This window comes from Pseudoalteromonas sp. GABNS16E (assembly GCF_028598715.1).
Classification (GTDB): domain Bacteria; phylum Pseudomonadota; class Gammaproteobacteria; order Enterobacterales; family Alteromonadaceae; genus Pseudoalteromonas; species Pseudoalteromonas atlantica.
Genome location: NZ_JAQREZ010000005.1, coordinates 13,663 through 36,665, shown reverse-complemented (window position 1 = coordinate 36,665; position 23,003 = coordinate 13,663). Strand labels below are relative to the sequence as shown.

Below are 23,003 nucleotides of genomic sequence, written 5' to 3'. Positions count from 1 at the left end.
AAATCTCGCTTAAAATAATGAGAATATTGAAAGGGATTTTAATGCATGTAGAAAGGATTTTCTGAGCATAAATTGAGGCATAAAAGATAAAAAGTTAAATTTTAAGATATAAAATTCTAGTTTATTGAAAATTTAATTCAAAAAAATTGGCTACACTGTGTAGCCAATTTATTAAATTTAATCACCGCTCTAATTTTAGAGCGAAACTATAGAGCGTATTCACTCCATTAGTTCAAATGCGATATTAATATCGCAGCTTTGCGCCAAATAATGAACCGTGTATGTATTGTCTTCTAAAACGCCATCACACCCGCTAATAGACTCTAATTTATAGCCTGCATTTGCAGAAATATTAAAGGTTAACGTATCGCCATGAAAGCTTGTGTAGTTTTCAACCCCGTTATTTACCACACCATTACCATCTGAATAAACTGTAACATCATACCTTGGCGCAAAAATCGTAAAGGTCATCTTTTCTTGATTTTGACATGCTGTACCTTGTAAATACTCACAAAGCACTATCTCATCGCGATCATTCGAGATAAATTCAATCACCTTATTTTGGCCGTCTTGTTCGTAGGTAAACTTACCTTCAACTAATTCAAGTGATCCAGCTTTAATATCGTTTTTCCAAAGCTCGTACCCATCTATATAGTAAATACCCCACTTTACGAAGCTCTCACCACTGCGTTCGTAAATTTCAAAAGGGATTTCATGCTCATAAAACTTATCAGCGCTTGTATTTTCAATATAGTTTTCAAAGTAAAGTGATGCGTAAGAAAGGTTTTCTTCCCCTGAATTAGTATCAAACGATCTAGATACACGCTCTACAACTTGGTAACTATCATTTTGATTAATAAGCCTATAATCCATCGTATAATCAATTAAGCACGTTTCTAAAGTCAAATCACAATCGGAGCCGTATGTTCCTGTAAGTTGATCATATTTTCGGCTTCGACTAAAGCTTTCATCTTTAAACTCACCTTGAATGGAACTTGTTGAATAAGTGAAGAATACTTGACCATCTTCATATACTTGTAGCTCATCCCAAATGGTCTCTAAGTCATGACCTTGTTTAAATAAGTGACGCCCAGCAAAATTACTCGGTGTTATAGGTTGTTCTTCAAGCCTTATCATCACGGCAACATTTACCTGTCTTTCATCTTCATACTGGCCTTGCATTATCATTTGATAGCCAAGGTCTATATCCTTAATAATATAGATATCTTCAACACTATCAGAAGTCGTAATTTGAAACCCTACTTCTGTTTGCTGCCAAGTAAAACTTTCTGCTTGCGTTGTATCAATAGTATCGACTACATTACCTGTTCCATCACCATTTAGCAGTAATTCCTTAACTGTACTCTCAGATGGAATATCCAAAGACCAGCTACCAACCAAATCGCTTGGGGTTAAATCAATTTGAGATGCTACAGAATCAAATAATTTAACATGGCTATCACTGTGCCACTCTTCAACTAGTTCCTCGTTACGAAACTTACTTATACTCTGCGTCATTTCGTACCAGCCGTTACCTAAATCAAAACGCTCCTTTAGTACCATACTGGTCATTACATCTTTACGTCTGACTTCTACTTGAGTGCCATTTTCAACTTCATACGCAACACTTTCATTTAAAACATACTCATCAGAAAAATAAACTCTAATTTCATCAAAGTATTTATACCAAGTGATCGCAACCTGGTTATTGCCAGTAAATGCGCCCTCTTCATTTTCGTTGAGCTCTAATTTGAAAGAGGTAGAGGTAAAATAATCAGGATTATTAATTAAAAATTGCCCTGATATTGTTTCTGGCTTTTCCACAAATGTAGCATTAATTTCGCAGTCACTGTGTCCACTAAAGGCAATATAATATTCCCCCTCAATATAACCTTCGCAGCCTTCTATTGAATCAACTTCATAGCCCTCATTAGGCACTATATTAAAACCAACCAACTGAGCAAAAGGCACCTCTTGCACTGCTGGCTGTAATTGACCAAATTCATTAGATAGAGCTGTTAAAGTCACTCGTGGGTTTTTAGATTGATAGACTGTTTTATCGCTCTGTGTACAGCTACTACCTTGTTGGTAATTACAAATAGTGTATGTTTCACCATCACCACTAACAATTTCAAAAAGCCATGTTTGCGCATTTTTTTGATATTCAATGACACCTTCATTCAACTGCGCTTCATACTCTATGCCATCGATTGTTATCGTAAATGAGCCGTCATCGTAATTAACCCGGATTCGATCCTCTATTACTTGCTCACCAGCACTTTTATAAAGATTAAAACTGCTTTGTAATAAGTAGGGGGTAAACTCTGAATAGCTTAGCTCTTTACTGTACTGATAAATAAGTAAACCTTTTTGGATATCATCAATATCTCCTTCAGGAGAAAACCATTTAAACTCTCTTAGTAAGTAATATTGACTGTCTTCTACTGCAATGATGTCATGGGTTACTTCGGCGCTTAAGTAGCAGGTTTCATCAAACCCTTCACAACTGCTAACGGTGTAGTCATTATATTCATAACGGCGTCTAGTTAGTTTTCCATCCTCAAGAATCCCTTGGTAAGACGTAGTTCCTAGCCCTAACATTATTGTGCCATCGGCAAACACGTTCATATCATAAAGTTGTGACGTGCCAACAAAGCCCTGCCAACGCCCAACTAAATCGTCATTTGATAAAGACACCGCTTCTCTTTTTATCATTAAGCCATATTGGCTATCAGCTGGGTCGGCTGATGTAGTATCTAATGAAACTAGCTGATAGCCTGCTTTTAAATTTTTAGTAAACCAAAAATTTGTTGTTCCAACGCTACCGTCTTCATCATAGGTTACTTGTAATTGATTATTAGTCAGCTCCCACTCAAACGGTGCTGAATTATCACTTAAAACAGCGCCGGTCCCATCCTCATAGAAAGCAATAGTCTCTAGGTGGCTAATGAAATTACGGCTTTCTGTACGTTCCATTTCCCATTCACCGACAATATCTCCGACGGTCAAACTTAAGGTTTTACTTTTAAGAATAAGGTTGGTGGTTTGTATTTCTTGCTTGTTTTGCGCTTCAACGCTGTTTTCATAAACTGAAATATCGCTTTTAATATCTACTGTTTTAAAAACATCGTTTTCGCCGAGTACTTGTAGCGAAAATGAATTTAAATGCTCCTCATAAATAGTTTCAACATCTTCTTCGATCTGGGAGTATTTATTAATAAGTACTGGAGACTGTAAATTAACTTCGATTTTACCACTTACTTCTTCCCACGTTACTGGGCTACCCGTCACTGCATGGTATTGACCAGTACCATTTTCATTTAAGGTTAAGTGACTAGCGGGGTTTGCATAATAACGCGGAGAATTAATTATATACTCACCAACCAACGGCTCTTTTGAGCCTGTTACTAAGTCTTCGTCTTCTTTAATTTCGGTTTTCGTTTGCTCTATTAGGTCGGGGTCTTGCTCGTTAACTTCTTCTTCAAATTGCTGTGCAACTTCTTCATCGGTAACTAAATCAAGGGTGCTTTCTACCCCCTCCGGCAACTCATAATCAGAATTATCTACAATAATTTTAATCAAGCTTGCAAGTTGTACTTTTTCATCAGCATCAACATTTAAAAGTGCATTATCTAGTTCATCTTCACTTGTCGGTTCATCACCATCTCTTACAATCAGTGCATACTCTGCTGTTGTCACATTAGTTGTGTTAACCCCAAAATTTTCATTACTGTCTAAAATGCCATCATCGCCTGCCTGCGTAGCTAACTTTTTAACAGAGCTAAGCTGAGAGATAAATTCAACCCCAGGATTTAAATCATCCCGCCCTTTAGCTTTAACTTTTACTAGGGTTTGCTCTAAGGCTTCATCGACATCTAATACTATTGTGTAAACACCATTTTCATCTGCTGTCGCTGAATAAACTTCATCACCTATTATTATTTCTACGCTTGCATAACTAATTGTATTATCGGTGATTAAGCCATTAAGAGTCACTGCCGTTGAGTTGCGTTTAATTAATACTTGCTGAGTAGCACTTGTTGTTGCCCCATCATCATCTTCTACAGTTACTGTAAAGTTGACAGTTACATCTTCTGTAATATCGGGGGAGAGGTATGTTATCTCATTTGAATTTGGGTTTTGTGCGCTGAGGTTTAAAGTCGAGTCATGCTGCCAATAATAATTTACTATTTCTCCATCTTGATCTGATGCGCTGGCAGTAAGTGAAAAGCTGGTTTTTTCTTGTATTTCGCCTTGCCCAGAAATTGCTACAGAGGGAGCTAAGTTTACGGTTTCGTCGCTATCCTCATCTTTATCAAAACTACAGGCCGAGACTAAAAAACACGTACTCACAGTACTCGCTATTAGTTTTAATCGGTAGTTACTTTTATATTCCATTATGTGCTCCGTGAGTTGTTTAAAGCGGAGCAAGAAAATACTTGTTGATTGCTCCCTCAATCTTTAACAAATGTTATTGTGACTTATAATTGTTCATTTTTTGTTAATTTTCAAATTAATTTACTAGTTATTATGCTAATTATTTATTTTTATAGTTTAGTTATTGAAAGTATTAGATTTTATTTTAACCAATAAAAAACCCGCCTAAGCGGGTTTTTTTAAAACAGGTTTAGATTATACAGCTTGCTGAATAATTACGTTGTCTGCTTTTTTAGTGTACTGAGGCATACGGTGGAAGTTCAAGTAACGGTATGTATCTGCAGCCGTTGCATTGATTTTCTCTGCGTATTCTTGGTACTCAGCTGGTGTAGGTAATTTACCTAAAATTGCCGCTACTGCAGCAAGCTCAGCTGATGCTAAGAATACATTTGCGCCTGTACCTAAACGGTTAGGGAAGTTACGTGTTGAAGTAGAAACAACCGTTGCTTTATCAGCAACACGTGCTTGGTTACCCATACACAGTGAACACCCTGGCGTTTCGATACGTGCACCAACACGACCAAAGATACCGTAGTAACCTTCGTCAGTTAGTTGGTCTTTATCCATCTTCGTTGGTGGAGCTACCCAAAGTTGAGTTGGGATACGACCAGTAAAGCCATCTAGTAATTTACCCGCAGCACGGAAGTGACCAATGTTAGTCATACAAGAACCGATGAATACTTCGTCGATTTTCTCGCCAGTAACATCAGAAAGTAAACGCGCATCATCTGGGTCATTTGGAGCACAGAGGATTGGCTCTTTAATTTCTGCTAGGTCAATTTCTACAACGTGCTTGTACTCTGCATCAGCGTCAGCTTCCATAAGTTCTGGGTTAGCTAACCACTCTTGCATTGCATTAATACGACGTTCGATTGTACGTACATCGCCGTAACCTTCAGAGATCATCCACTTAAGCATAACAATGTTAGACTCAAGGTATTCGCTGATAGACTCTTTAGAAAGCTTAACAGTACAACCTGCTGCTGAACGCTCTGCTGATGCATCTGATAATTCAAACGCTTGTTCAACAGTTAAGTGCTCAACACCTTCAATTTCTAGTACGCGACCAGAGAATTCGTTGATTTTACCTTTTTTCTCTACTGTTAATAAGCCTTGCTTAATACCGTAGTAAGGGATTGCGTGTACTAGGTCACGTAAAGTGATACCTGGTTGCATTTCACCTTTAAAGCGAACCAAAATAGACTCAGGCATATCAAGTGGCATAACACCTGTTGCTGCTGCGAACGCTACTGCACCTGAACCCGCAGGGAAAGAAATACCTAATGGGAAACGTGTATGTGAATCACCACCAGTACCTACAGTATCTGGTAATAACATACGGTTTAACCAAGAGTGAATTACACCATCACCAGGGCGAAGTGAAACACCGCCACGGTTCATGATGAAATCAGGAAGCGTATGGTGGGTGTTTACGTCAATTGGTTTAGGGTAAGCAGAGGTATGACAGAATGACTGCATTGTTAAATCTGCAGAGAAACCTAAACATGCTAAGTCTTTAAGCTCATCACGTGTCATAGGACCTGTAGTATCTTGCGAACCTACAGTGGTCATTTTAGGCTCACAGTATTGGCCTGGGCGAATACCTGCTACGTTACATGCTTTACCAACCATTTTTTGCGCTAGTGTAAAGCCTTTATCAGACACTTCTGTGACTGCTGGTACTTTAAATACGTCAGTAGCACCTAAACCTAAAGAGGTACGTGCTTTGTCTGTTAAACCACGACCAATGATTAGAGGAATACGGCCGCCGGCACGTACTTCATCTAAAATTACGTCTGATTTAAGTTCAAAAGTAGAGATAACGTCATCAGTACCGTGGCGCTTAACTACACCTTCGTATGGGTAAATATCAATTTGATCACCCATGTTGAACTCATCAACATTTAACTCGATTGGTAACGCACCTGAATCTTCCATTGTGTTGAAGAAGATAGGCGCAATTTTGTTACCTAAACATACACCACCAACGCGCTTATTAGGTACGTATGGGATATCATCACCCATAAACCAAAGCACAGAGTTAGTTGCAGATTTACGAGAAGAACCAGTACCTACAACGTCACCTACGTATGCAAGCGGTAAACCTTGAGTTTTTAATTCTTCAAGTTTAGTGATTGGACCTACTTCACCCGCTTTGTCAGGAGTGATACCGTCGCGCTCATTTTTTAGCATTGCTAAAGCATGAAGTGGGATATCTGGACGTGACCATGCATCTGGTGCAGGTGATAAATCATCAGTGTTTGTCTCGCCGGTTACTTTAAATACAGTAACAGAGATTTTTTCAGCAACAGCTGGCTTGTTAGTAAACCATTCAGCGTCTGCCCAAGATTGAATAATCTTTTTAGCGTGCTCGTTGCCTGCTTTTGCTTTTTCTTCTACGTCGTAAAATGCATCAAACATTAATAATGTGTTTGATAGACCTTTTACAGCGATAGGCGCAAGGGTTTCGTCATCAAGTAGCTCAATCATTGGGGCGATGTTGTAACCACCTAACATTGTACCTAATAATTCTGCTGCTTTTTCTTTAGATACTAATGGAGATTGTGCTTCGCCTTTAGCAACTGCCGCTAAAAAGCCTGCTTTGATGTATGCTGCATCATCAACGCCTGGTGGTACGCGGTTGATTAGTAAATCTAAGATGAACTCTTCTTCACCCGCTGGTGGGTTTTTAATTAGTTCAATAAGATCAGCCGTTTGCTGAGCATCTAATGGCGCTGGTACGATACCTAACGCGGCACGTTCTTCTACGTGTTTACGATATTCTTGTAGCACAATATTGCCCTCTTGGTGACGTGAAAGTATTCGGTAGCGCCTCATGCGCAAAAAAAGTAACCCAATACTTATAGTATTCTAACGCGGGATTATAAAGCTTTTATGTATAGATGAAAATCCATCCAGCTAAGCAACTGATTATACCGGCTATAAATATTATGAATAGTGGTAAGCGTAAATTCTATTTTCGTGAATGTTTGTTAAGTAATAATCATTCTTGTTTAATCAAATTAATACTGCATATGCTGTTTTAAAGGCATAAAAAAACCCAGCACTAAGCTGGGTTTTTAAAATAAAGTAAGTAACTATTAACGCTTAACTTTTACACGTTCAATAGATTTTACATGTGCTTCTACACGACGGTTTTCAGCGTGAGCTTCTTTCGTGTTAGCTGTGTTTTTAAGACGTTCTTCACCTAGGCCAACAGTTGTAATGCGATCTTCAGCAATGCCATCTTTAATTAGCTCTTGTGCTACATCATCAGCACGCTTTTTAGAAAGCATCTTGTTGTAGTTTGCGTTACCTACAGCTGACGCGTGGCCTTCAAGTAGTACAGTTGTATCTTCGTGCTCTTTTAAGAACTCAGATACTGATGCAATGTCGTCAAAGTAACGTTGACCAACTTGTGCAGAATCATGTGGGAAAGTAACTAATAAGCTTGTTGTTACTTCACGGTCTTCGTATAAAGTACAGCCATCGCCATCAACAGCGTCTGTCATTGGCGTGTTAGGACATTTATCATCTTTATCTAGGATGTTGTCGTTGTCGCTGTCTTTAGGTTCTACAGGTACTTCTACTACTGTAGGCGCTGGCTCTACAGGCTGTGCAGGCATAGAGTTTTGGCCAAATAAGTAGTTAATACCAATTTTAGCACCTACATCTGTGTAACCTTTATCAAGACCTTGGTATACCGCAGTTTCAGCGTTTACGAAAAAGCCATCAGTAATAAAGTGTTGGTAACCAACACCTGCGTTTAAAAATGTGTTGTCATCTACTACGTCCATTTCTTTAATACCGAATAGACCGTAGAAAGGGCCGCCGTCAAGGTGGTAAAGCGCATCAATACCGTAACGCTCGCCGTCGATATTATTACGATTGCCCGCAGCTTTATCGAACGCGTTAAAGTCCATATCTGCATACTCAAGGCGTGCGCTCCAGTAATCGCTGAAACGGTAACCTGCTTCTACACCCCAACCAGTTGACTCGTTTACGTCAAGGCCAGCTTGAGCGCGCATGTTTTCCCATGACGCATCATAGTAGTCACCAAATGCACCAATGTAGAAACCTTCTTCTTTATCGGCAGCGAATGAAGACGCGCTAGTTGCAGCTAACGCAATTGCAATTGTAAGTGATTTTAATTTCATTGTTTTCTTCCCATTTTAACAACTTAGAAAATTGTAGCTAATCAATACTAGCTCAACCAGTTTTGTACACACTACCCGAGCTTTTGTTAATCGATACTTAACGAAAAATAAAGTTTATAAATTTTTTCAACGATCTACAGGCATTCCAACCACCAATTGTAGGTTAAGTAAAAATTTTTACCTAATCTGCAATTAATAAATTATGGTAATTTATAAATAGTTACTTTTTATGAATGCGCACAATAACACCGAGCGAGTAACTGCTCAATCATTGTACACTGTATTATTTAATAATGACTATTTATAATCAAAAACTTACAATTAATTACAATACTTAAGTGCCGCAAAAAGTTTGATAGCCCTTGTCATCTTTACCTGTCTCTTGAAAGCGGGCTAAATTAGCTGTTTTATCATATGGGTTACTCATCACCGTTAAAAAGTCGCTTAGCAGCTCGCTCTCGCCGTGTTGATTATATTGCGCAAGGATTTCTTCGACGATGTGATTACGCGGTATAACCCTTGGGTTAGCCGCTCTCATTAGGTTATAGCTGTTTTCATCACATCTTTTTTGCCATAACTGGGCCCATTGCGTTAATTCATTTGGCACTTTGCCACCCTTTAGTGACTCAGTTAGGGCATCAAAGGTATTGGTATAATCGAGCTTATGCTCTTGAAATAACAATAATAACTTACTTACAAGCTCTACATCGTCTTCTTTATAACCTGCTGAGCCTAATTTTTGTGCCCACATTTGATTATATTGCGCGTTAAATAACGTAGAAAACTGATTAATTAGCGGCGTCATTAAACTTACAGCTTGTTCGTCATCTTCATCTATTAGCGGGATTAGGCTCTCAGCTAAACGCGCGCAGTTCCAACTTACAATATTTGGCTGATTACCATAGGCATAGCGACCTTGCTTATCAATTGAGCTAAACACGGTATCAAAATCAAAGGTATTCATCATTGCACACGGGCCGTAGTCGATAGTTTCGCCGCTTATCAAGGTATTATCAGTATTCATAACGCCATGAATAAAGCCTACTCGCATCCAGCTAATAACCAGCGCTAGCTGACTATTTATAACGGCTGCTAAAAAGTCTAAATAGCGCTGAGCCCCTGTTGATTGAATACTTGGGTAATGACGCTCAATGGCTACATCAGTTAATTTTTTTAATCCCTCTACATCACCTTGAGTTGCTAAATACTGAAACGAGCCAACGCGAATATGGCTATTTGCTAAGCGGGTAACAATTGCGCCAGGTTGCGGCGGATTACGATAAACAGCTTCGCCTGTGCCGACAACAGCCAAACACCGCGTGGTTTTAATCCCTAAGCCATGCATAGCTTCGCTCATAATATACTCGCGAATAGCGGGGCCTAGTGCACATCGTCCATCGCCTCCTCTTGAAAAAGGCGTGGCGCCTGAGCCTTTTAACTGAATATCCCACAGCTGATTTTTATCATCGCTGATAGCACCCAGTAAGTGCGCTCGCCCATCACCCAAGCGCGGCGAAAAGTGCCCAAACTGATGCCCAGAATAGCCAAGCGCTACAGCACTTACCGGTTGTGGCTCGTTACCAGCAAAAGTACTGGCGCGCAGCGCTAGCTCAACATCTATATTAAACTGCTGTGCTAACGCTTCGTTCCACAAAAGTAATTGCGGGGCAGCAACGCTTGAAGGACTGTCCTCTATTGCGAAGTTATCTGCTATGTCTGTGTATCTTGGCACTAGTTTCATGGTTAATCCTCTGTTTGCTGGCTTATGCCTACGCGATTGTCGCCCACACTGTAAGCCACAATTAAGCTAAGTTCTTGCAGGCTCAAACCACTTTGTTTTTGCATTTCGTTAAAAAATGCCTGTGCGGCAGTGAGTGATTTTTTAGTTTGCAGGCCGCCATCTATAATTTTGTGCGCTCTTAGGTAACTTTCTACATCTCGCGAAAGTAAAAAAGTATCTTTACCAAGCGCTCTTAAGGCATACGGGCCAGTATTTCCACCCAAACGGGCGCCGTGTTTTTTTAAATATGCCCATAAACCAATAATGTCATCGCTCGGCCAGTTAGCTACGAACTTGCTAAAACTGCCATGTTGCTGTGCTATTTCGTGGATCATGTAGGCATTTTCAGGAATTGTTTTTACCTTTTTATAATTACGAATAATACGCTCATCAGTTGCTTTTTGCTCGAGCATATCGGGCGGCATCATAAGTAATTTATCAACACTAAATTGCCAAAAAACCTCTCTGAAACCGGGCCATTTACTGTTTATTACCGACCAGTAAAACCCGCTTTGAAATACTTTTCGGGTAAACTCTTCAAGCCAGTCGTCGTCACTTAATGCGCTTAATGCTTTTTTAGATAAGGGTTTTGCGAGTAATAACTTAAGCATTTTTTCAGAACCTTTTCGCTCTACTGCTCGCTTATAAATATCGCTAAATTTTTCCATACTTATTAAATACCTCATCACTGCTCATAGGGTTAGTTTACGAGAAAAGCAGCCAATACGTAACCACCCACATTTTCGATGAACTAATCTGTATCCTGCAACTTGACACCTAGACGGCTAAAATGTTTTAATCGCCGCAATTACCCTATTTAAATTGTATTTTGTTAAACCTTTTGCGGTTTAAACAAAATACAAAGGGCTAGAAGAGGTGCGTTATTCAGGTAGCGTATGTTAGGAGCGCAAACTCCAGTGAGCATATGTGAGGGGAATACCGCCGAGAGGTAAACGCTTTTGCGAAGCAATTACTTCGGGCGACTAGGTTGAATCCTAGCGACTGTCACCAATAGCTGTTTTAAAACAGCTTATTAGTTTGGTGGAGAGCTTCTGGTCTTAAATAATAAGGCCGTGCGCCCTATTATTTTAAGCCCATTCGCTCTTCGAATACTGTTCGAACGACGTTAATGCGGCTCACATCATACAGCCTCCTTAATATCTCGAACACCTTATAGGTTCGTAAGAGATGATTCACAACTTCAATTTAGACGACTACGCACTGTGGACAGCGCTTGTTACGCCGTTTGATCAACAAGGTAATGTTGACTACGACACGCTCACAACACTTGTTAGCGAACAAGAAGCGGCACACAACGGTATTTTACTGCTCGGTAGCACAGGTGAAGGCTTAGCCCTTACGCTTAAAGAGCAGCAAGGTATTGTTGAGCACATGTGCCAATTAAAACCCAATGTACCGCTTATGGTTGCTGTTGGTGGTAGTAACTTGGCCCAACAAAAAGAATGGGTTAGCTACTGTAACCAATTACCTATTCACAGCTACTTATTAGGCTCGCCTCTTTATGCAAAACCAGGGGCTGTAGGTCAAACACATTGGTACGAAAGCTTATTAAACGAAAGCGCGCATCCGTGTATGTTATACAACGTACCTGGGCGCAGCGGTGTAAGCATTCCTATCGAAACCATTGAAAACTTAAAAGCGCATCCAAAACTGTGGGCTTTAAAAGAAGCCAGTGGCAACATCACCCAATTTGAAGCATACCGACAAGCCGCGCCTAATTTAGCGCTATACAGTGGCGACGATGCACTTATGCCCTACTTTGCCCAAGCAGGTGCAAAAGGCTTAGTTTCGGTTGCGGCCAATGCATGGCCTTTGCAAACACACGAATTTGTAAAGCGCAGCCTAAGCGGTCAACACCCCAATTTATTTGCTCAGTGGACTCGCGCTATTAATAGCCTATTTGCTGTAGCAAACCCTATACCCGTTAAAGTGCTAATGCACCAGCAAGGGCGTTTAAATAGCCCACTGTTGCGTCCACCTTTAACGCATCTTGAGTTAACGCAAACCGATTGCATTACCACTGCAAACGACACCATTTTATCTTGGCATTAAACACAGGTTTTTATAATGAGCTGGTTAGAACTACTAAATAATTTAGAATCGGGCGCAGTACGCGCAGCATCACAAAACGAAAGCGGCCAATGGGAAGCTAACGTAGAAGTAAAACAAGGCATTTTAGAAGCCTTTAAAAATGGCACTAACACCGAGTTTGCAGGCGGGTTTGTTGATAAGCATAACCTTGCACCACAAGAATTTAGCACTGAAGATGGCGTGCGTATGGTACCAGGTGGCACCAGTGTTCGCCGCGGTGCCTACGTAGCTAAAGGCACTATTATTATGCCACCAGCGTACGTAAATATTGGCGCATACATCGACGAAGGTACTATGGTTGATAGCCACGCATTAGTGGGTTCGTGTGCACAAGTTGGTAAAAATGTACATTTAAGCGCAGCTGTTCAACTTGGTGGTGTACTTGAGCCAATTGGGGCAAGCCCAGTAGTGGTTGAAGACGATGCGTTTATTGGCGCAGGTTGTGTTATTGTTGAAGGCGTAGTGGTTAAAAAAGGCGCTGTACTTGCACCAGGTGTGCGTTTATCTGCAACTATTCCGGTTTACGACTGTGTTAACGAGCGCCAGCTAGATAAAGGCGAGCCAATTCCAGAGTACGCTATTGTAATACCAGGTTCTCGCCCTGCGTCTAACGAATGGGCTCGTGAGCAAGGCCTAAGCATGTCGTGTGCACTCATTGTTAAATACCGCGACGAGCAAAGCGATGCATCGTTATTGCTAGAAGAGGTTTTACGATAATGAGCTTTTTGAGCACGCCTATCAAGGCCGCCGTAAATACACTTACTCAGCAACTTGATACACCTTTTTTTGTTTACGACTTAGACAAACTAAACGCACACCTTACCCGTTTAGTTGCGCAAACCGATGTAAAGCTTTGGTATGCGGTAAAAGCCAATCCGCTTTCTAAGGTTATTCAATGCCTAGACAGCGCCGGATTTAACTTTGACGTAGCAAGTAAAGGTGAGCTTGAACAAGTCCTTGCACAAGGTATTAGTTCACAGCGCGTGCTCAACACAGGGCCTGCAAAGAGCCCTAAACAAATTAAACACTTTATTGAGCGCGGCGTGCGTATTTTTGTTGCCGAAAGCCTCAATCAAGTACGTTGGTTAAACCAGCAAGCGCAGCTGCAAAATACGCAGCTGCAAGTATTACTGCGTGTGCAATTACGCTGGCCAGAAGGTGAAAAAAACCCATTAGGGGGTGACAGCCTTACTCCGTTTGGGCTTGGTTGCGATGAATGGCAAGCGCTCAATACCCGCGATTACCCAGCACTTAATTTTGATGGCCTACATATTTTTCAGTGGGGCAACATGCTTAGCACACAAAAGCTAAGCGAGCTGTGGTCGCAAATGATTGCACCGCTTACCACCTTGGCTAATAACTTAAATATAAACCTGAAAATTTTAGACTTAGGCGGCGGTTTAGGTATCCCTTACACACCAAACGATGCAACACTTGAGTGGGATGGATTAATCACCGCGCTGGCAAAAATTAAAAAAGATGCGGGTGTAGACGAGCTTTGGATGGAGCTTGGCCGTTACGCTGTAGGCGAATGCGGTCATTACGCTAACCCCGTCGTTGAGTGCAAACAAAACTACGGGCAACAGCAAGTTATTTTAACCGGTGGTATTAACCACTTATTACGCCCTGCTGTTACAAGCCAAGATTTTCCTGCGGCGTTACTACGCGAATCAACGGCGCCAGAACAAGCAATGAGCTTATACGGCCCATTATGTACTGCCCTTGATTGCTTAGGCGAGCATACCCTACCAAGCGATTTAAACGAGCAAGACTGGCTGGTGTTTAGCCAATGTGGCGCCTATGGTTTTACCGAAAGCATGCCCTATTTTTTATGCCATGAACTAGCTGCAGAATACGTGTTACAAAATGGCGAGCTCACGTGTGTGCGCCAAGCAGAAGATGCCAGTCACTACTTAAGGTAATAAACATGAGCATAACAACACCCATTAGCCAAGAAAACATTGTAGTAGGGGAAGTAGCAAACGGCTTACCCCTAACTATTCCGGTGTATCGCTTAAAAGGCGATGGCAGCGGGCCAAGCGTGTATATTCAAGCCAACATGCATGGCGCCGAGGTACAAGGTAACGCGGTTATTTTTCAGCTGCTAGAGCAGGTAAAACAGCTCAATTTAAAAGGCGACATTACCTTAGTACCATATGCTAACCCTATTGGTTGCAATCAAAAATCAGGGGAGTTTACCCTTGGCCGATTCGACCCTATTACTGGCACTAACTGGAACCGTATGTATCACTACAATAGTGATTTAGTCACCCAGTTTGCCAAAGATCATAGCCAGTACGACGATGCAGCTTTAAAAGATAACTTTAAACAAGCCTTGCTTGATGAAATAGACACCAAACTTAACGGCCCCGCATATTTACTCAATACCGGTAAACGCATTGCGCTTAACCTGCAAAAGCTTGCGCACCAAGCCGACATAGTGCTCGATTTACACACAGGCCCTATTTCCAGTAAGCATTTATATTGCCCAACCTATGCAACAGACAGTGCTCGTTATTTTAATATTGAACATGTACTGCTGATCCCAAGCGACTTTGATGGCGCTATGGATGAAGCTAGCTTTTGCCCATGGTGGCACTTAAGTGATGCACTTAGTGCGCAAGGCAGGGACTTTAATGTACAGGTTGAGGCCTTTACAGTAGAGCTAGGCAGCCAAGAAAAAATAGATTTAGCAGCCGCCTTTGACGATGCAAACAGCATTTTAAGCTATTTGAACCATAAAAATGTATTGGTAGATGCAGTGCATCAACCTAAGCAGATGACCCGTTATGCGTGCCATTTAGATGACTACTTTGCTTATTATGCGCCGATTGGCGGCATGGTTGAATATGTTGCCCCATTAGGCGCACACATAAAGGCAGGTGAGCCAATAGCCCATATATTGCGCATGGAGCGCTATTTAACTGAGCAGCCCCTACAAACATTAAGCCTCGATTGCGATGCAATTGCTATTTTGCATTTTGCCTCAGCAAGCGTAAACCAAGGCACTGAACTTTATAAGTTTTTTACTAACGTATTTGAGTTATAACGCACCGCGCTATAACTCCCCCTTCTCATTGCGTGAGAGTAAGTTAACTAACTTACAATATAAGCGGCTATATGCCGCTTTTTTTGATCTGTGATAACGGTGTAAACGTAAGGTAATCAAATAAGTCTAAATTCAGTGAAAGTTCACTGTTACAAATGTAAAAACACGTTATAATTTATAAATCTACCTTACTCTCAAAGGAATAAACAATGAGCTGGCGTTATTGGATTGCAGTTACGGCTTTACTAAGCACACCCTCTTTTGCCCAACAAGAGGTTAAAAAAAATGAACAAGACAACGACATAGAGCTAGTTAAGCAATGTATTTTAAATGAAGTAATTGGTGGCGATGGTAAGCAAACCTTAGACGAGCTGCGCACAAAGTGTTCCGCCCTTGAAGAAAACAAACAACTTACCGCACTTGATAAACGCAAGGCTCGCGAAGAGGTAAGTAAAAAAAATCGTAACGTAATTACGCCGCATAAACGTAACTACATTTTACCTTTATCGTATGTCTCGCACCCTAACGATCGCCCGTTTGATGGCTTTGACGAGCTAACAGATGAAGAAAATGGCGAACCCCTTGACAACCTAGAGGCTAAATATCAGCTTTCTATTAAGGTGCCACTGTACGATGATTTTGCAGATGACGACCAAGCCATATTTTTTGGCTTTACCTTGCAGTCGTATTGGCAAATTTATAACTCAGAGATTTCTTCTCCGTTTCGTGAAACCAACTACGAACCAGAAATATTTTGGGTAAACTACCTAGACCAAGAAAACGTACTTTGGGGCGACGAAATGGCCATAGCGCTGGGTATTTCGCACCAATCTAATGGCCGCAGCCAGCCAAACTCTCGTTCATGGAACCGAATTTACGCCGATTTTATATGGGAAAAGAGCGGTTTTGTATTTAGCTTTAAACCTTGGTATCGCATTGCCGAGGATGAAAAAGACAATATATTAGAAGCCGATGGCGACGACAATCCAGATATTTACAAATACATGGGTTACTTTGAATTTGGCGGGGCGTATCGTTATCAGGATCATGAGTTTAGCTTTATGACGCGTAATAATTTAAATTCAGATAACCGTGGTGCACTTCAACTAGATTGGTCATTCCCTCTTTGGGGTCGTTTGCGTGGCTACGCACAATATTTTAACGGTTACGGTGAAAGCCTAATTGATTATAACGCTGATGTAGAGCGTATTGGTGTAGGTATATTACTTACTGATTTACTCTAATTTATTAATACGCCATAAAAAAAGCCAAGCCCTTTTATAAAGTGCTTGGCTTTTTTATTAAAGCGTTACTCGTTATTTTTTAACGGCAAACACCCCTTCAAACTCTGCAACAACATCGCTGCCATCAAATATAGTAACAGGTACTACATAACTTGCTTTGCCTGTTGTTTCCAGCTCTCTGAGTTTACCTTTACAGGTTTGCACATCAACACAACCGCGTGGGTCGGTATTAAGTGGTTTTAAGTATTTTATAGTGGCATCGGCTAATACAATATTACCCTCAAGCCCTGCCTCTTTAAGCGCTAGGTACGTTGCGCCCCAACCGGTTAAGGTTGCTAAGCTGTATATAGAGCCTGCAAACATAGTGTTGTGTAGGTTTAAGTTAGCGTCTAAATCAGCACGCGTTGTAAACTGCCAATCTGTGTAGCTTTCTACTTTTATACCCATTGCATCACTAATTGGGATTGATTCACGCCAAATATTTTGCAGTACTTGCGTCCAATCAGGGTGGCGAAACCAACCCGGCTCACTAGGCTTTTGCTTAATCATTTTGAAATGTTGTACATCGCCATACGCTAAGTGGGCTTTTTCTTTTAGCTCGTAGCCATGGCGCTTATAAAACTCAAGCGCACGCTCGCGAGCAAATAACACTAATTCGCCTGCATTTTGCGTCCATGCTATTTTTTCAAGCTCGTGTAATAAACGGCTACCAATATGTTGATTACGGTTGCCTTCGGCTACGGCCATGTAACGTACTTGCGCTTGTTCATGGTTGTTAAAGTGTAAACGGGCCACACCAAGCACATCACCGTTGTTATTTTTTATAAAGCGATGCTCTGAGTCTTGTTCCATATCATCTTGTTCAGAGCCTCGAGGCTCATTCCAAGGCGCACGTAGTACTTCCCAACGTAATTGATAGTACGCTTGCCAGTCTTCGCTGCTCTGCGGTGTCGTTACTTGAAACATATATACTCCTGTTGTTTTGCCGTAAATAAAAAATAAAGGCTACGGCATGTAATCCAACTGAATAACTCTTTAACCTGCACATTGGTTTTTACATTAGAAAATTAAAGATTAAGTTGGTTGGAATTATTATGGCAAATACCATACTCCATCTTTTAAACACTGCCAATACGACTTTGGTAAGCAAGCGAAAAAATAACTGTTTTACCCATCGCATCAGCTAGTTTATGCTGGGCCTTTAGGGATTGAACATGCACTGAGCGAAGGGTTCTGCCTTGGGAGAATTTACTCTTTGTTGCCTACATGGATATAAGCCAGTAGAGTAACGCAGGAGCAGTTACCTAGCCCACTAGGTTACGAATCTCGCGCCGCGATTAAATCGCCCCTAGATTGAACAAACTTTAATCCTGAAAGGTCAACAGGCCCTTAATGTTATGAGCGATTTTATAAACCCTTTAACGGGTGTAGTGAGTAGCCACTTTATTAGTCACAGCCAAGATATTGGGCAACTAGTTTACTGGCATAAATATGCAGGCGATCACATACAGGTTCGCCATTCCGGTCAGCTTCGCTGGCTGCTAATTAACGATACGTTGCAATCGGTGATAGAGCTTAACAATCCACAGCGCTTACTATTTCCACATTTAACCTATTTAGCTAAGCAGTGGCAAACCTTAGCACCACCAAATCATGTGTTAGAACTTGGCCTTGGCGGTGGCGCTATACGTAATTACTTACAATACACTTACCCGCAGGCACACGTAACATCAGTTGAAAAAAATGCAGATATAATTGCCTGCTATACAGATTTTTTCGCTCTTAAAAACCAAAGTGACGTGCAGTGTGATGACGCGCAAAATGTACTTAGCAAGGCACATAACCATGACTGGATTATTCTTGATTTATTTAGCCAGATAGATGCACCACGATTTTTGTTTGAACGCGCTTTTTATCAAAAAATATACGATGCGCTAAACGCAGGTGGCACGCTATTTATAAACTTTTTGTCGCAACATGAGTCGCAGTTAATTCAGTTACAGCAATTACTATTTAATGTGTTTGGCGTAAAAGTAAGCCCGCATAAAATTGCGGGCTTTGTGAATCATATTATTATTGTTACTAAAGCAGGTAATTAAACCGATAAGTTAAACGTAACAGGTCCATCGTTACACAAGCTCACTTGCATATCGGCGCCAAACTCTCCCGTGGCAACACTAATACCCTGCGCTTTAGCTTGAGTTACAAAGTACTCGTAAAGCGCGTTAGCTTGGCTAGGTGTGGCTGCTGATGAAAAGCTTGGGCGCATGCCTTTTTTAGTATCAGCCGCTAATGTAAATTGCGACACCACGAGTAACTCACCGCCTATATCTTTTAGGCTTAAGTTCATTTTTTCGTTTTCATCAGTAAATATTCGGTAATTACTTACCTTATGCAACAGTTTGTCGGCGGCTTGCTCATCATCTGGTTTTTCAACACCGAGTAACAATAATATACCTTGGCCAATTTCACCTATAACTTGGTTATCAACTTCTACTTTGGCACCTTTTACACGTTGTATTAAGCCTTGCATTTAACTGCGTTCCTCTGTTTTTAGTTCTTCATCAATGTCTATCTCTGGTGTTTGTGGTACATGATTAGGGCTTATACAGGCGGTAAATTCGGCCCCTAATAACACCACCACCCACGACAAATACACCCACACAAATAAAATAGGAATGGTCGCAACAGCGCCATAAATTACTTCGTACGATGGAAAGTGGCTAATATAAAGCGCAAAGCCTTTTTTAGTCAGCTCAAATAATACTGCCGCAAAAAGAGCCCCAGGTAGCGCTGCCCGAATAGATACAGGCGTGTTAGGCACTAAAGTGTATAACATTAAAAAGCCAATCATCGAAAAGCCATAAGGCACCAGCTTTAACAAAAAGCCACTAAACCCAGGAATGCCCTGATCGGCAAACGACACTAACGAAACAATATACGATGTAACACCAATACTTGCGCCCAGCAGTACGGGGCCTAAGCTCAATACCATCCAATAAACCGCAAAAGAGATCATCATGGGGCGTTTTTTCTTAATACGCCAAATACGATTAAGCGTGGCATCAACATTACGTATAAGCAGCAGTGCAATCGCCGCTAAAAAGCCAATACCCACGGCGGTCATTTGGTTCGCATTGCCAGCAAAGGAGCTTATATGCTCTTTAATCACATCAGATGAGGTAGGTACAAAGTTAGTAAACAAAAAGCTTTCTATGGCTATGCGGGTAGATTCAAACCCCGGAAAGGCCGAAAATATTGCCACGCCTACCGCTATCAGAGGCACTAAAGAAAGCAAAGTAACATAGGCAAGGTAGCCTGCATTCACTGTAATTTGATCGTCTATACAGCGGTTAACGTATTGCATCCACCAGCTTGGCTGCTGCTTCAAAAAGGAGATAGCTTGCTGTTTATAAAGGGAGAGCTTATCATTCATACAATTGACTTGTGCTAATCGAATTTTGATTATGATAGCAATCAGCACCATAATTTACAGCACTTACTGGTAAATAGGGATCCAAATGAAAAAACAAACATTACTTAGCGCCTCGGTACTGGCCATTACGCTTACTTTATCGGGCTGTCAGTCGGCCTATTATTCTGCAATGGAAAAAGTAGGTGTACATAAGCGCGACATTCTTATTGACCGCGTAGAAGAAACCAAAGATTCACAAGAAGAGTCGCAAGAAGAATTTCAATCAGCACTTGAGCGCCTAACGACCTTAATTAATTTTGACGGCGGCGAGTTACAAGATGCCTACAATCAACTTAACGACGATTATGAGTCGAGCTTAGCAGCCGCTAATGAAGTGTCGAGCAATATTAATAAAGTTGAAGATGTAGCAGAAGCTTTATTTGATGAATGGAGCGATGAGCTTGAGCAATACAAAAGCGCGTCGCTTAAACGCGAAAGCAGTAAAAAGCTAGCGGCTACACAACGCCAATTTAGCCAGTTACTTCGCTCTATGCGCAGTGCAGAAAGTAAAATGGAACCAGTGCTATCGTCTTTACAAGATAACGTACTGTACTTAAAGCATAACTTAAACGCACAGGCGGTTGCCGCTATTAAAGGCGAATTCACTAATTTAAAGCGTGATATTCAAGTACTGATGAACGACATGAATAAATCAATTGCCGATTCAAACAAGTTTATAGAGCAAATGAATAGCGCTGGCTAATCAATTAAAATCTGCCTAACAAAGCCTGCATATTGCAGGCTTTTTTGTTGTTACGTTTTGTTACCTTTGAACTATTTGTTAATCTTTTGATGTTGTTATACTTTTATAAAAATAATAATAGATAACAAAAATGAAACTAAAAACTACCAGCCTTGTATTTATTTGTGGATTGCTTAGCGCTTGCGAAACCGCTAATCGCATTGAGGTGATTGCAGGGGAAAACACGCTTACACCGCAGCATCAAACAGGGGAGCGAAAAGGACGCTTTTATAACCTCTACCCTGGCAAAAAAACCTACCCCACCACCTGCGAAACCGACTGCTACCCGTCAAGCCCTAAATTACAATGCAAACAAGACGCTGAAGATTGCCAATTTATTGCTGAGCAAAAGCCAATTAATTTAAATACGGGCTTTACCGTGCGCTGGTTAGGGCACGCTGGGTTTATGATCCGCACACCTAACGGACAACATGTGCTATTTGATCCTGTAAAAGAGCAGTTCGACTCACCTGTTGATTTAGCCTTTAGGTTAGCCTCAGGGTTTTACAGGCAACCCGGCGATTGGCTTACACAAAACGAGCTTAAAAACCTAAGTGCAGTGATGTACTCGCATATTCATTACGATCACTTTAATAAAGCCGATATAGAAGAGCTTGGTAATCAACCTCGCTACTTAACGCCTTTAGGTATGGCCGACAACTTCCCTACTGGTGGCTATAACATTAGCGAAATGGCCTGGTATGCAAAAACACAGCTTGATGATTTAACGATTCATGCCCTACCAGCGCACCACTTTAGTAGCCGCGTATTGGTACCCTTTATTTACGAAGATAACGATAAAGACCTATGGAATGGCTGGTTGCTTGAGCAAAACGGCAGTACCGTGTTTTTTGCAGGCGATACCGGCTACTCAAAACACTTTAAAGATATTCAGCAAAAGTATGGCGATATAGACATATGCCTACTGCCCATAGCCTCGTATTACAGTGAAGACAGCCCTACTTGGTATCGTTATGTACACACCACACCAGAGGATGCTGTAAATGCAGCTAGTGACCTTAACTGTAAAGTAATGATACCGTGGGGCTATGGTAACTCAAGCTGGAAAATGGGCGACCGGACAAGCCATTCAGCACTGCTAAGGTTGCTACATATGCACAATAAAATGGCTTCAACCACACCTTTATATATTTTAAACGAAGGCGAAAGTATTTCACTGTAACTCATTGCTGAACTGTTTTAGGATGATTGTTATATCTAAATACATATTAACATTGAGAAATTAATGAAAAAACACGCATTAGCTTTAAGCTGTTTATTAAGCGCCCCAGTAATGGCCATTGATGTAGCGCACACATCGACCCCTATTACTATCGATGGCGTATCTGAAAGCGCATGGGATAAAGCAACGTGGCATGATATGCCGCATTTAATGGATGGCACCTTGCCCTCATCAGATGCCGACTTTAAAGGCCGCTACCGCCTGCTGTGGGATAAAAACTACCTGTATTTACAAGCGGATATAACTGACGATGTACTTATTGATACGCATCCAGACCCGACCGTAAAATATTGGGATGACGATGCGCTGGAAATTTTTATCGATAGCGACGCCTCAGGTGGTATTCACCAATTTAACCATACCGCGTTGGCATATCACATCGGCCTTGATAACCAAGCCGCCGATTACGGCCCCGATAAAAAAGCCCATTTATACACCGACCACTTAATAAGTAACTGGAAGCGTAATACCCAAGCCCCTTATAACATCACCTGGGAAGTTGCTATAAAGCTCTACCCTAACGATTACCAAGAAGGCGCTGTAAACACGCCCATTACGCTTAATGAAAAACAAGTCATTGGTTTTATGCTCGCGTATTGCGATAACGATGGCAGCGAAGTACGCGAGCACTTTATGGGCTCTCACGAAGTACAGCCAGTCAATGGCGACAGAAACCGCGGTTTTATAGACGCAGATGTCTTTGGCAAAATCACCCTGCTGCCAAAAAGTAACCACTAATAAATAGTTGAGAAGTAGGTTGGGTT

17 protein-coding genes and 1 riboswitch are annotated in these 23,003 nt (G+C 41.2%); of the genes, 9 read left to right on the top strand and 8 right to left on the bottom strand.

All coding sequences use genetic code 11. From position 1 onward, the window contains the following. Positions 1–219: 219 nt before the first annotated feature. The 5 genes from PSI06_RS03570 to PSI06_RS03550 form a co-directional block, all read right to left on the bottom strand. Entirely contained in the window at positions 220–4,398 is a 4,179-nt protein-coding gene (locus tag PSI06_RS03570) for a PKD domain-containing protein (protein WP_273604978.1), read from the bottom strand. 234 nt (positions 4,399–4,632) lie between these two features. After that, entirely contained in the window at positions 4,633–7,230 is a 2,598-nt protein-coding gene (gene acnB, locus PSI06_RS03565) for a bifunctional aconitate hydratase 2/2-methylisocitrate dehydratase (protein WP_004588162.1), read from the bottom strand. A 308-nt stretch (positions 7,231–7,538) separates the two neighbouring features. Beyond that, the gene (locus PSI06_RS03560) at positions 7,539–8,594 is read right to left on the bottom strand and encodes an OmpA family protein (protein ID WP_273602981.1); all 1,056 of its coding nucleotides are present in this window, start codon (positions 8,592–8,594) and stop codon (positions 7,539–7,541) included. Positions 8,595–8,928: 334 nt separating this feature from the next. Continuing rightward, positions 8,929–10,335 carry a protein adenylyltransferase SelO gene (locus PSI06_RS03555; RefSeq protein WP_273602980.1) on the bottom strand — a complete coding sequence of 469 codons (1,407 nt, stop codon included), beginning with the start codon at positions 10,333–10,335 and terminating at the stop codon, positions 8,929–8,931. 2 nt (positions 10,336–10,337) lie between these two features. Then, on the bottom strand, positions 10,338–11,042 hold the full coding sequence (locus PSI06_RS03550; RefSeq protein WP_264390842.1) for a DNA-3-methyladenine glycosylase I: 705 nt from the start codon (positions 11,040–11,042) through the stop codon (positions 10,338–10,340). Between the two features lie 195 nt (positions 11,043–11,237). Further along, positions 11,238–11,434, top strand: a riboswitch (Lysine riboswitch). 128 nt (positions 11,435–11,562) lie between these two features. Between PSI06_RS03550 and dapA the strand changes: the two genes are divergently transcribed. The 5 genes from dapA (at position 11,563) to PSI06_RS03525 (ending at position 16,779) form a co-directional block, all read left to right on the top strand. Continuing rightward, the gene (gene dapA / locus PSI06_RS03545) at positions 11,563–12,447 is read left to right on the top strand and encodes a 4-hydroxy-tetrahydrodipicolinate synthase (protein ID WP_273602979.1); all 885 of its coding nucleotides are present in this window, start codon (positions 11,563–11,565) and stop codon (positions 12,445–12,447) included. 15 nt (positions 12,448–12,462) lie between these two features. Continuing rightward, on the top strand, positions 12,463–13,203 hold the full coding sequence (locus PSI06_RS03540; protein ID WP_054983375.1) for a 2,3,4,5-tetrahydropyridine-2,6-dicarboxylate N-succinyltransferase: 741 nt from the start codon (positions 12,463–12,465) through the stop codon (positions 13,201–13,203). Continuing rightward, positions 13,203–14,408 (top strand): PLP-dependent decarboxylase, encoded by a 1,206-nt coding sequence (locus PSI06_RS03535; RefSeq protein ID WP_273602978.1) that lies wholly within the window; start codon positions 13,203–13,205, stop codon positions 14,406–14,408. The genes PSI06_RS03540 and PSI06_RS03535 overlap by 1 nt, the downstream gene beginning before the upstream one ends. Before the next feature lie 5 nt (positions 14,409–14,413). Further along, positions 14,414–15,535 carry a succinylglutamate desuccinylase/aspartoacylase family protein gene (locus PSI06_RS03530; protein ID WP_273602977.1) on the top strand — a complete coding sequence of 374 codons (1,122 nt, stop codon included), beginning with the start codon at positions 14,414–14,416 and terminating at the stop codon, positions 15,533–15,535. A 209-nt stretch (positions 15,536–15,744) separates the two neighbouring features. Beyond that, positions 15,745–16,779 (top strand): phospholipase A, encoded by a 1,035-nt coding sequence (locus tag PSI06_RS03525; RefSeq protein ID WP_273587794.1) that lies wholly within the window; start codon positions 15,745–15,747, stop codon positions 16,777–16,779. A 72-nt stretch (positions 16,780–16,851) separates the two neighbouring features. Here the strand turns inward: PSI06_RS03525 and PSI06_RS03520 are convergent, their stop codons facing one another. Continuing rightward, a complete protein-coding gene (locus PSI06_RS03520; protein WP_004588422.1) occupies positions 16,852–17,745 on the bottom strand; it encodes a bifunctional GNAT family N-acetyltransferase/hotdog fold thioesterase in 894 nt (297 codons plus the stop codon). A 431-nt stretch (positions 17,746–18,176) separates the two neighbouring features. Between PSI06_RS03520 and PSI06_RS03515 the strand changes: the two genes are divergently transcribed. Then, positions 18,177–18,878: a spermidine synthase gene (locus PSI06_RS03515; RefSeq protein ID WP_273602976.1), complete on the top strand. Its 702-nt coding sequence runs from the start codon at positions 18,177–18,179 to the stop codon at positions 18,876–18,878. Here the strand turns inward: PSI06_RS03515 and dtd are convergent. Together dtd and PSI06_RS03505 are read right to left on the bottom strand one after the other, a co-directional pair. After that, positions 18,875–19,312, bottom strand: coding sequence for a D-aminoacyl-tRNA deacylase (dtd, locus tag PSI06_RS03510; protein ID WP_273602975.1), 438 nt, complete (start codon positions 19,310–19,312; stop codon positions 18,875–18,877). The genes PSI06_RS03515 and dtd overlap by 4 nt on opposite strands. Further along, complete coding sequence (locus PSI06_RS03505; RefSeq protein WP_024032002.1) at positions 19,313–20,215, bottom strand: virulence factor BrkB family protein; 903 nt, start codon at positions 20,213–20,215, stop codon at positions 19,313–19,315. It lies immediately after the preceding gene. An 85-nt stretch (positions 20,216–20,300) separates the two neighbouring features. Between PSI06_RS03505 and PSI06_RS03500 the strand changes: the two genes are divergently transcribed. The 3 genes from PSI06_RS03500 to PSI06_RS03490 all read left to right on the top strand — a co-directional run bounded on the left by PSI06_RS03500 (position 20,301) and on the right by PSI06_RS03490 (position 22,977). Next, positions 20,301–20,957 (top strand): DUF2959 domain-containing protein, encoded by a 657-nt coding sequence (locus PSI06_RS03500; RefSeq protein WP_004588426.1) that lies wholly within the window; start codon positions 20,301–20,303, stop codon positions 20,955–20,957. Between the two features lie 130 nt (positions 20,958–21,087). Then, positions 21,088–22,179 (top strand): MBL fold metallo-hydrolase, encoded by a 1,092-nt coding sequence (locus tag PSI06_RS03495; protein ID WP_256851526.1) that lies wholly within the window; start codon positions 21,088–21,090, stop codon positions 22,177–22,179. Positions 22,180–22,242: 63 nt separating this feature from the next. Further along, a complete protein-coding gene (locus PSI06_RS03490; RefSeq protein WP_273602974.1) occupies positions 22,243–22,977 on the top strand; it encodes a CBM9 family sugar-binding protein in 735 nt (244 codons plus the stop codon). The last annotated feature ends 26 nt before the right edge of the window (positions 22,978–23,003 follow it).

Coding starts and splice junctions, on each gene's coding strand:
- PSI06_RS03570 (WP_273604978.1), bottom strand. CDS start 4,398: ATGGAATATAAAAGTAACTACCGATTAAAACTAATAGCGAGTACTGTG.
- PSI06_RS03560 (WP_273602981.1), bottom strand. CDS start 8,594: ATGAAATTAAAATCACTTACAATTGCAATTGCGTTAGCTGCAACTAGC.
- PSI06_RS03555 (WP_273602980.1), bottom strand. CDS start 10,335: ATGAAACTAGTGCCAAGATACACAGACATAGCAGATAACTTCGCAATA.
- PSI06_RS03550 (WP_264390842.1), bottom strand. CDS start 11,042: ATGGAAAAATTTAGCGATATTTATAAGCGAGCAGTAGAGCGAAAAGGT.
- dapA (WP_273602979.1), top strand. CDS start 11,563: ATGATTCACAACTTCAATTTAGACGACTACGCACTGTGGACAGCGCTT.
- PSI06_RS03540 (WP_054983375.1), top strand. CDS start 12,463: ATGAGCTGGTTAGAACTACTAAATAATTTAGAATCGGGCGCAGTACGC.
- PSI06_RS03535 (WP_273602978.1), top strand. CDS start 13,203: ATGAGCTTTTTGAGCACGCCTATCAAGGCCGCCGTAAATACACTTACT.
- PSI06_RS03530 (WP_273602977.1), top strand. CDS start 14,414: ATGAGCATAACAACACCCATTAGCCAAGAAAACATTGTAGTAGGGGAA.
- PSI06_RS03525 (WP_273587794.1), top strand. CDS start 15,745: ATGAGCTGGCGTTATTGGATTGCAGTTACGGCTTTACTAAGCACACCC.
- PSI06_RS03520 (WP_004588422.1), bottom strand. CDS start 17,745: ATGTTTCAAGTAACGACACCGCAGAGCAGCGAAGACTGGCAAGCGTAC.
- PSI06_RS03515 (WP_273602976.1), top strand. CDS start 18,177: ATGAGCGATTTTATAAACCCTTTAACGGGTGTAGTGAGTAGCCACTTT.
- dtd (WP_273602975.1), bottom strand. CDS start 19,312: ATGCAAGGCTTAATACAACGTGTAAAAGGTGCCAAAGTAGAAGTTGAT.
- PSI06_RS03505 (WP_024032002.1), bottom strand. CDS start 20,215: ATGAATGATAAGCTCTCCCTTTATAAACAGCAAGCTATCTCCTTTTTG.
- PSI06_RS03500 (WP_004588426.1), top strand. CDS start 20,301: ATGAAAAAACAAACATTACTTAGCGCCTCGGTACTGGCCATTACGCTT.
- PSI06_RS03495 (WP_256851526.1), top strand. CDS start 21,088: ATGAAACTAAAAACTACCAGCCTTGTATTTATTTGTGGATTGCTTAGC.
- PSI06_RS03490 (WP_273602974.1), top strand. CDS start 22,243: ATGAAAAAACACGCATTAGCTTTAAGCTGTTTATTAAGCGCCCCAGTA.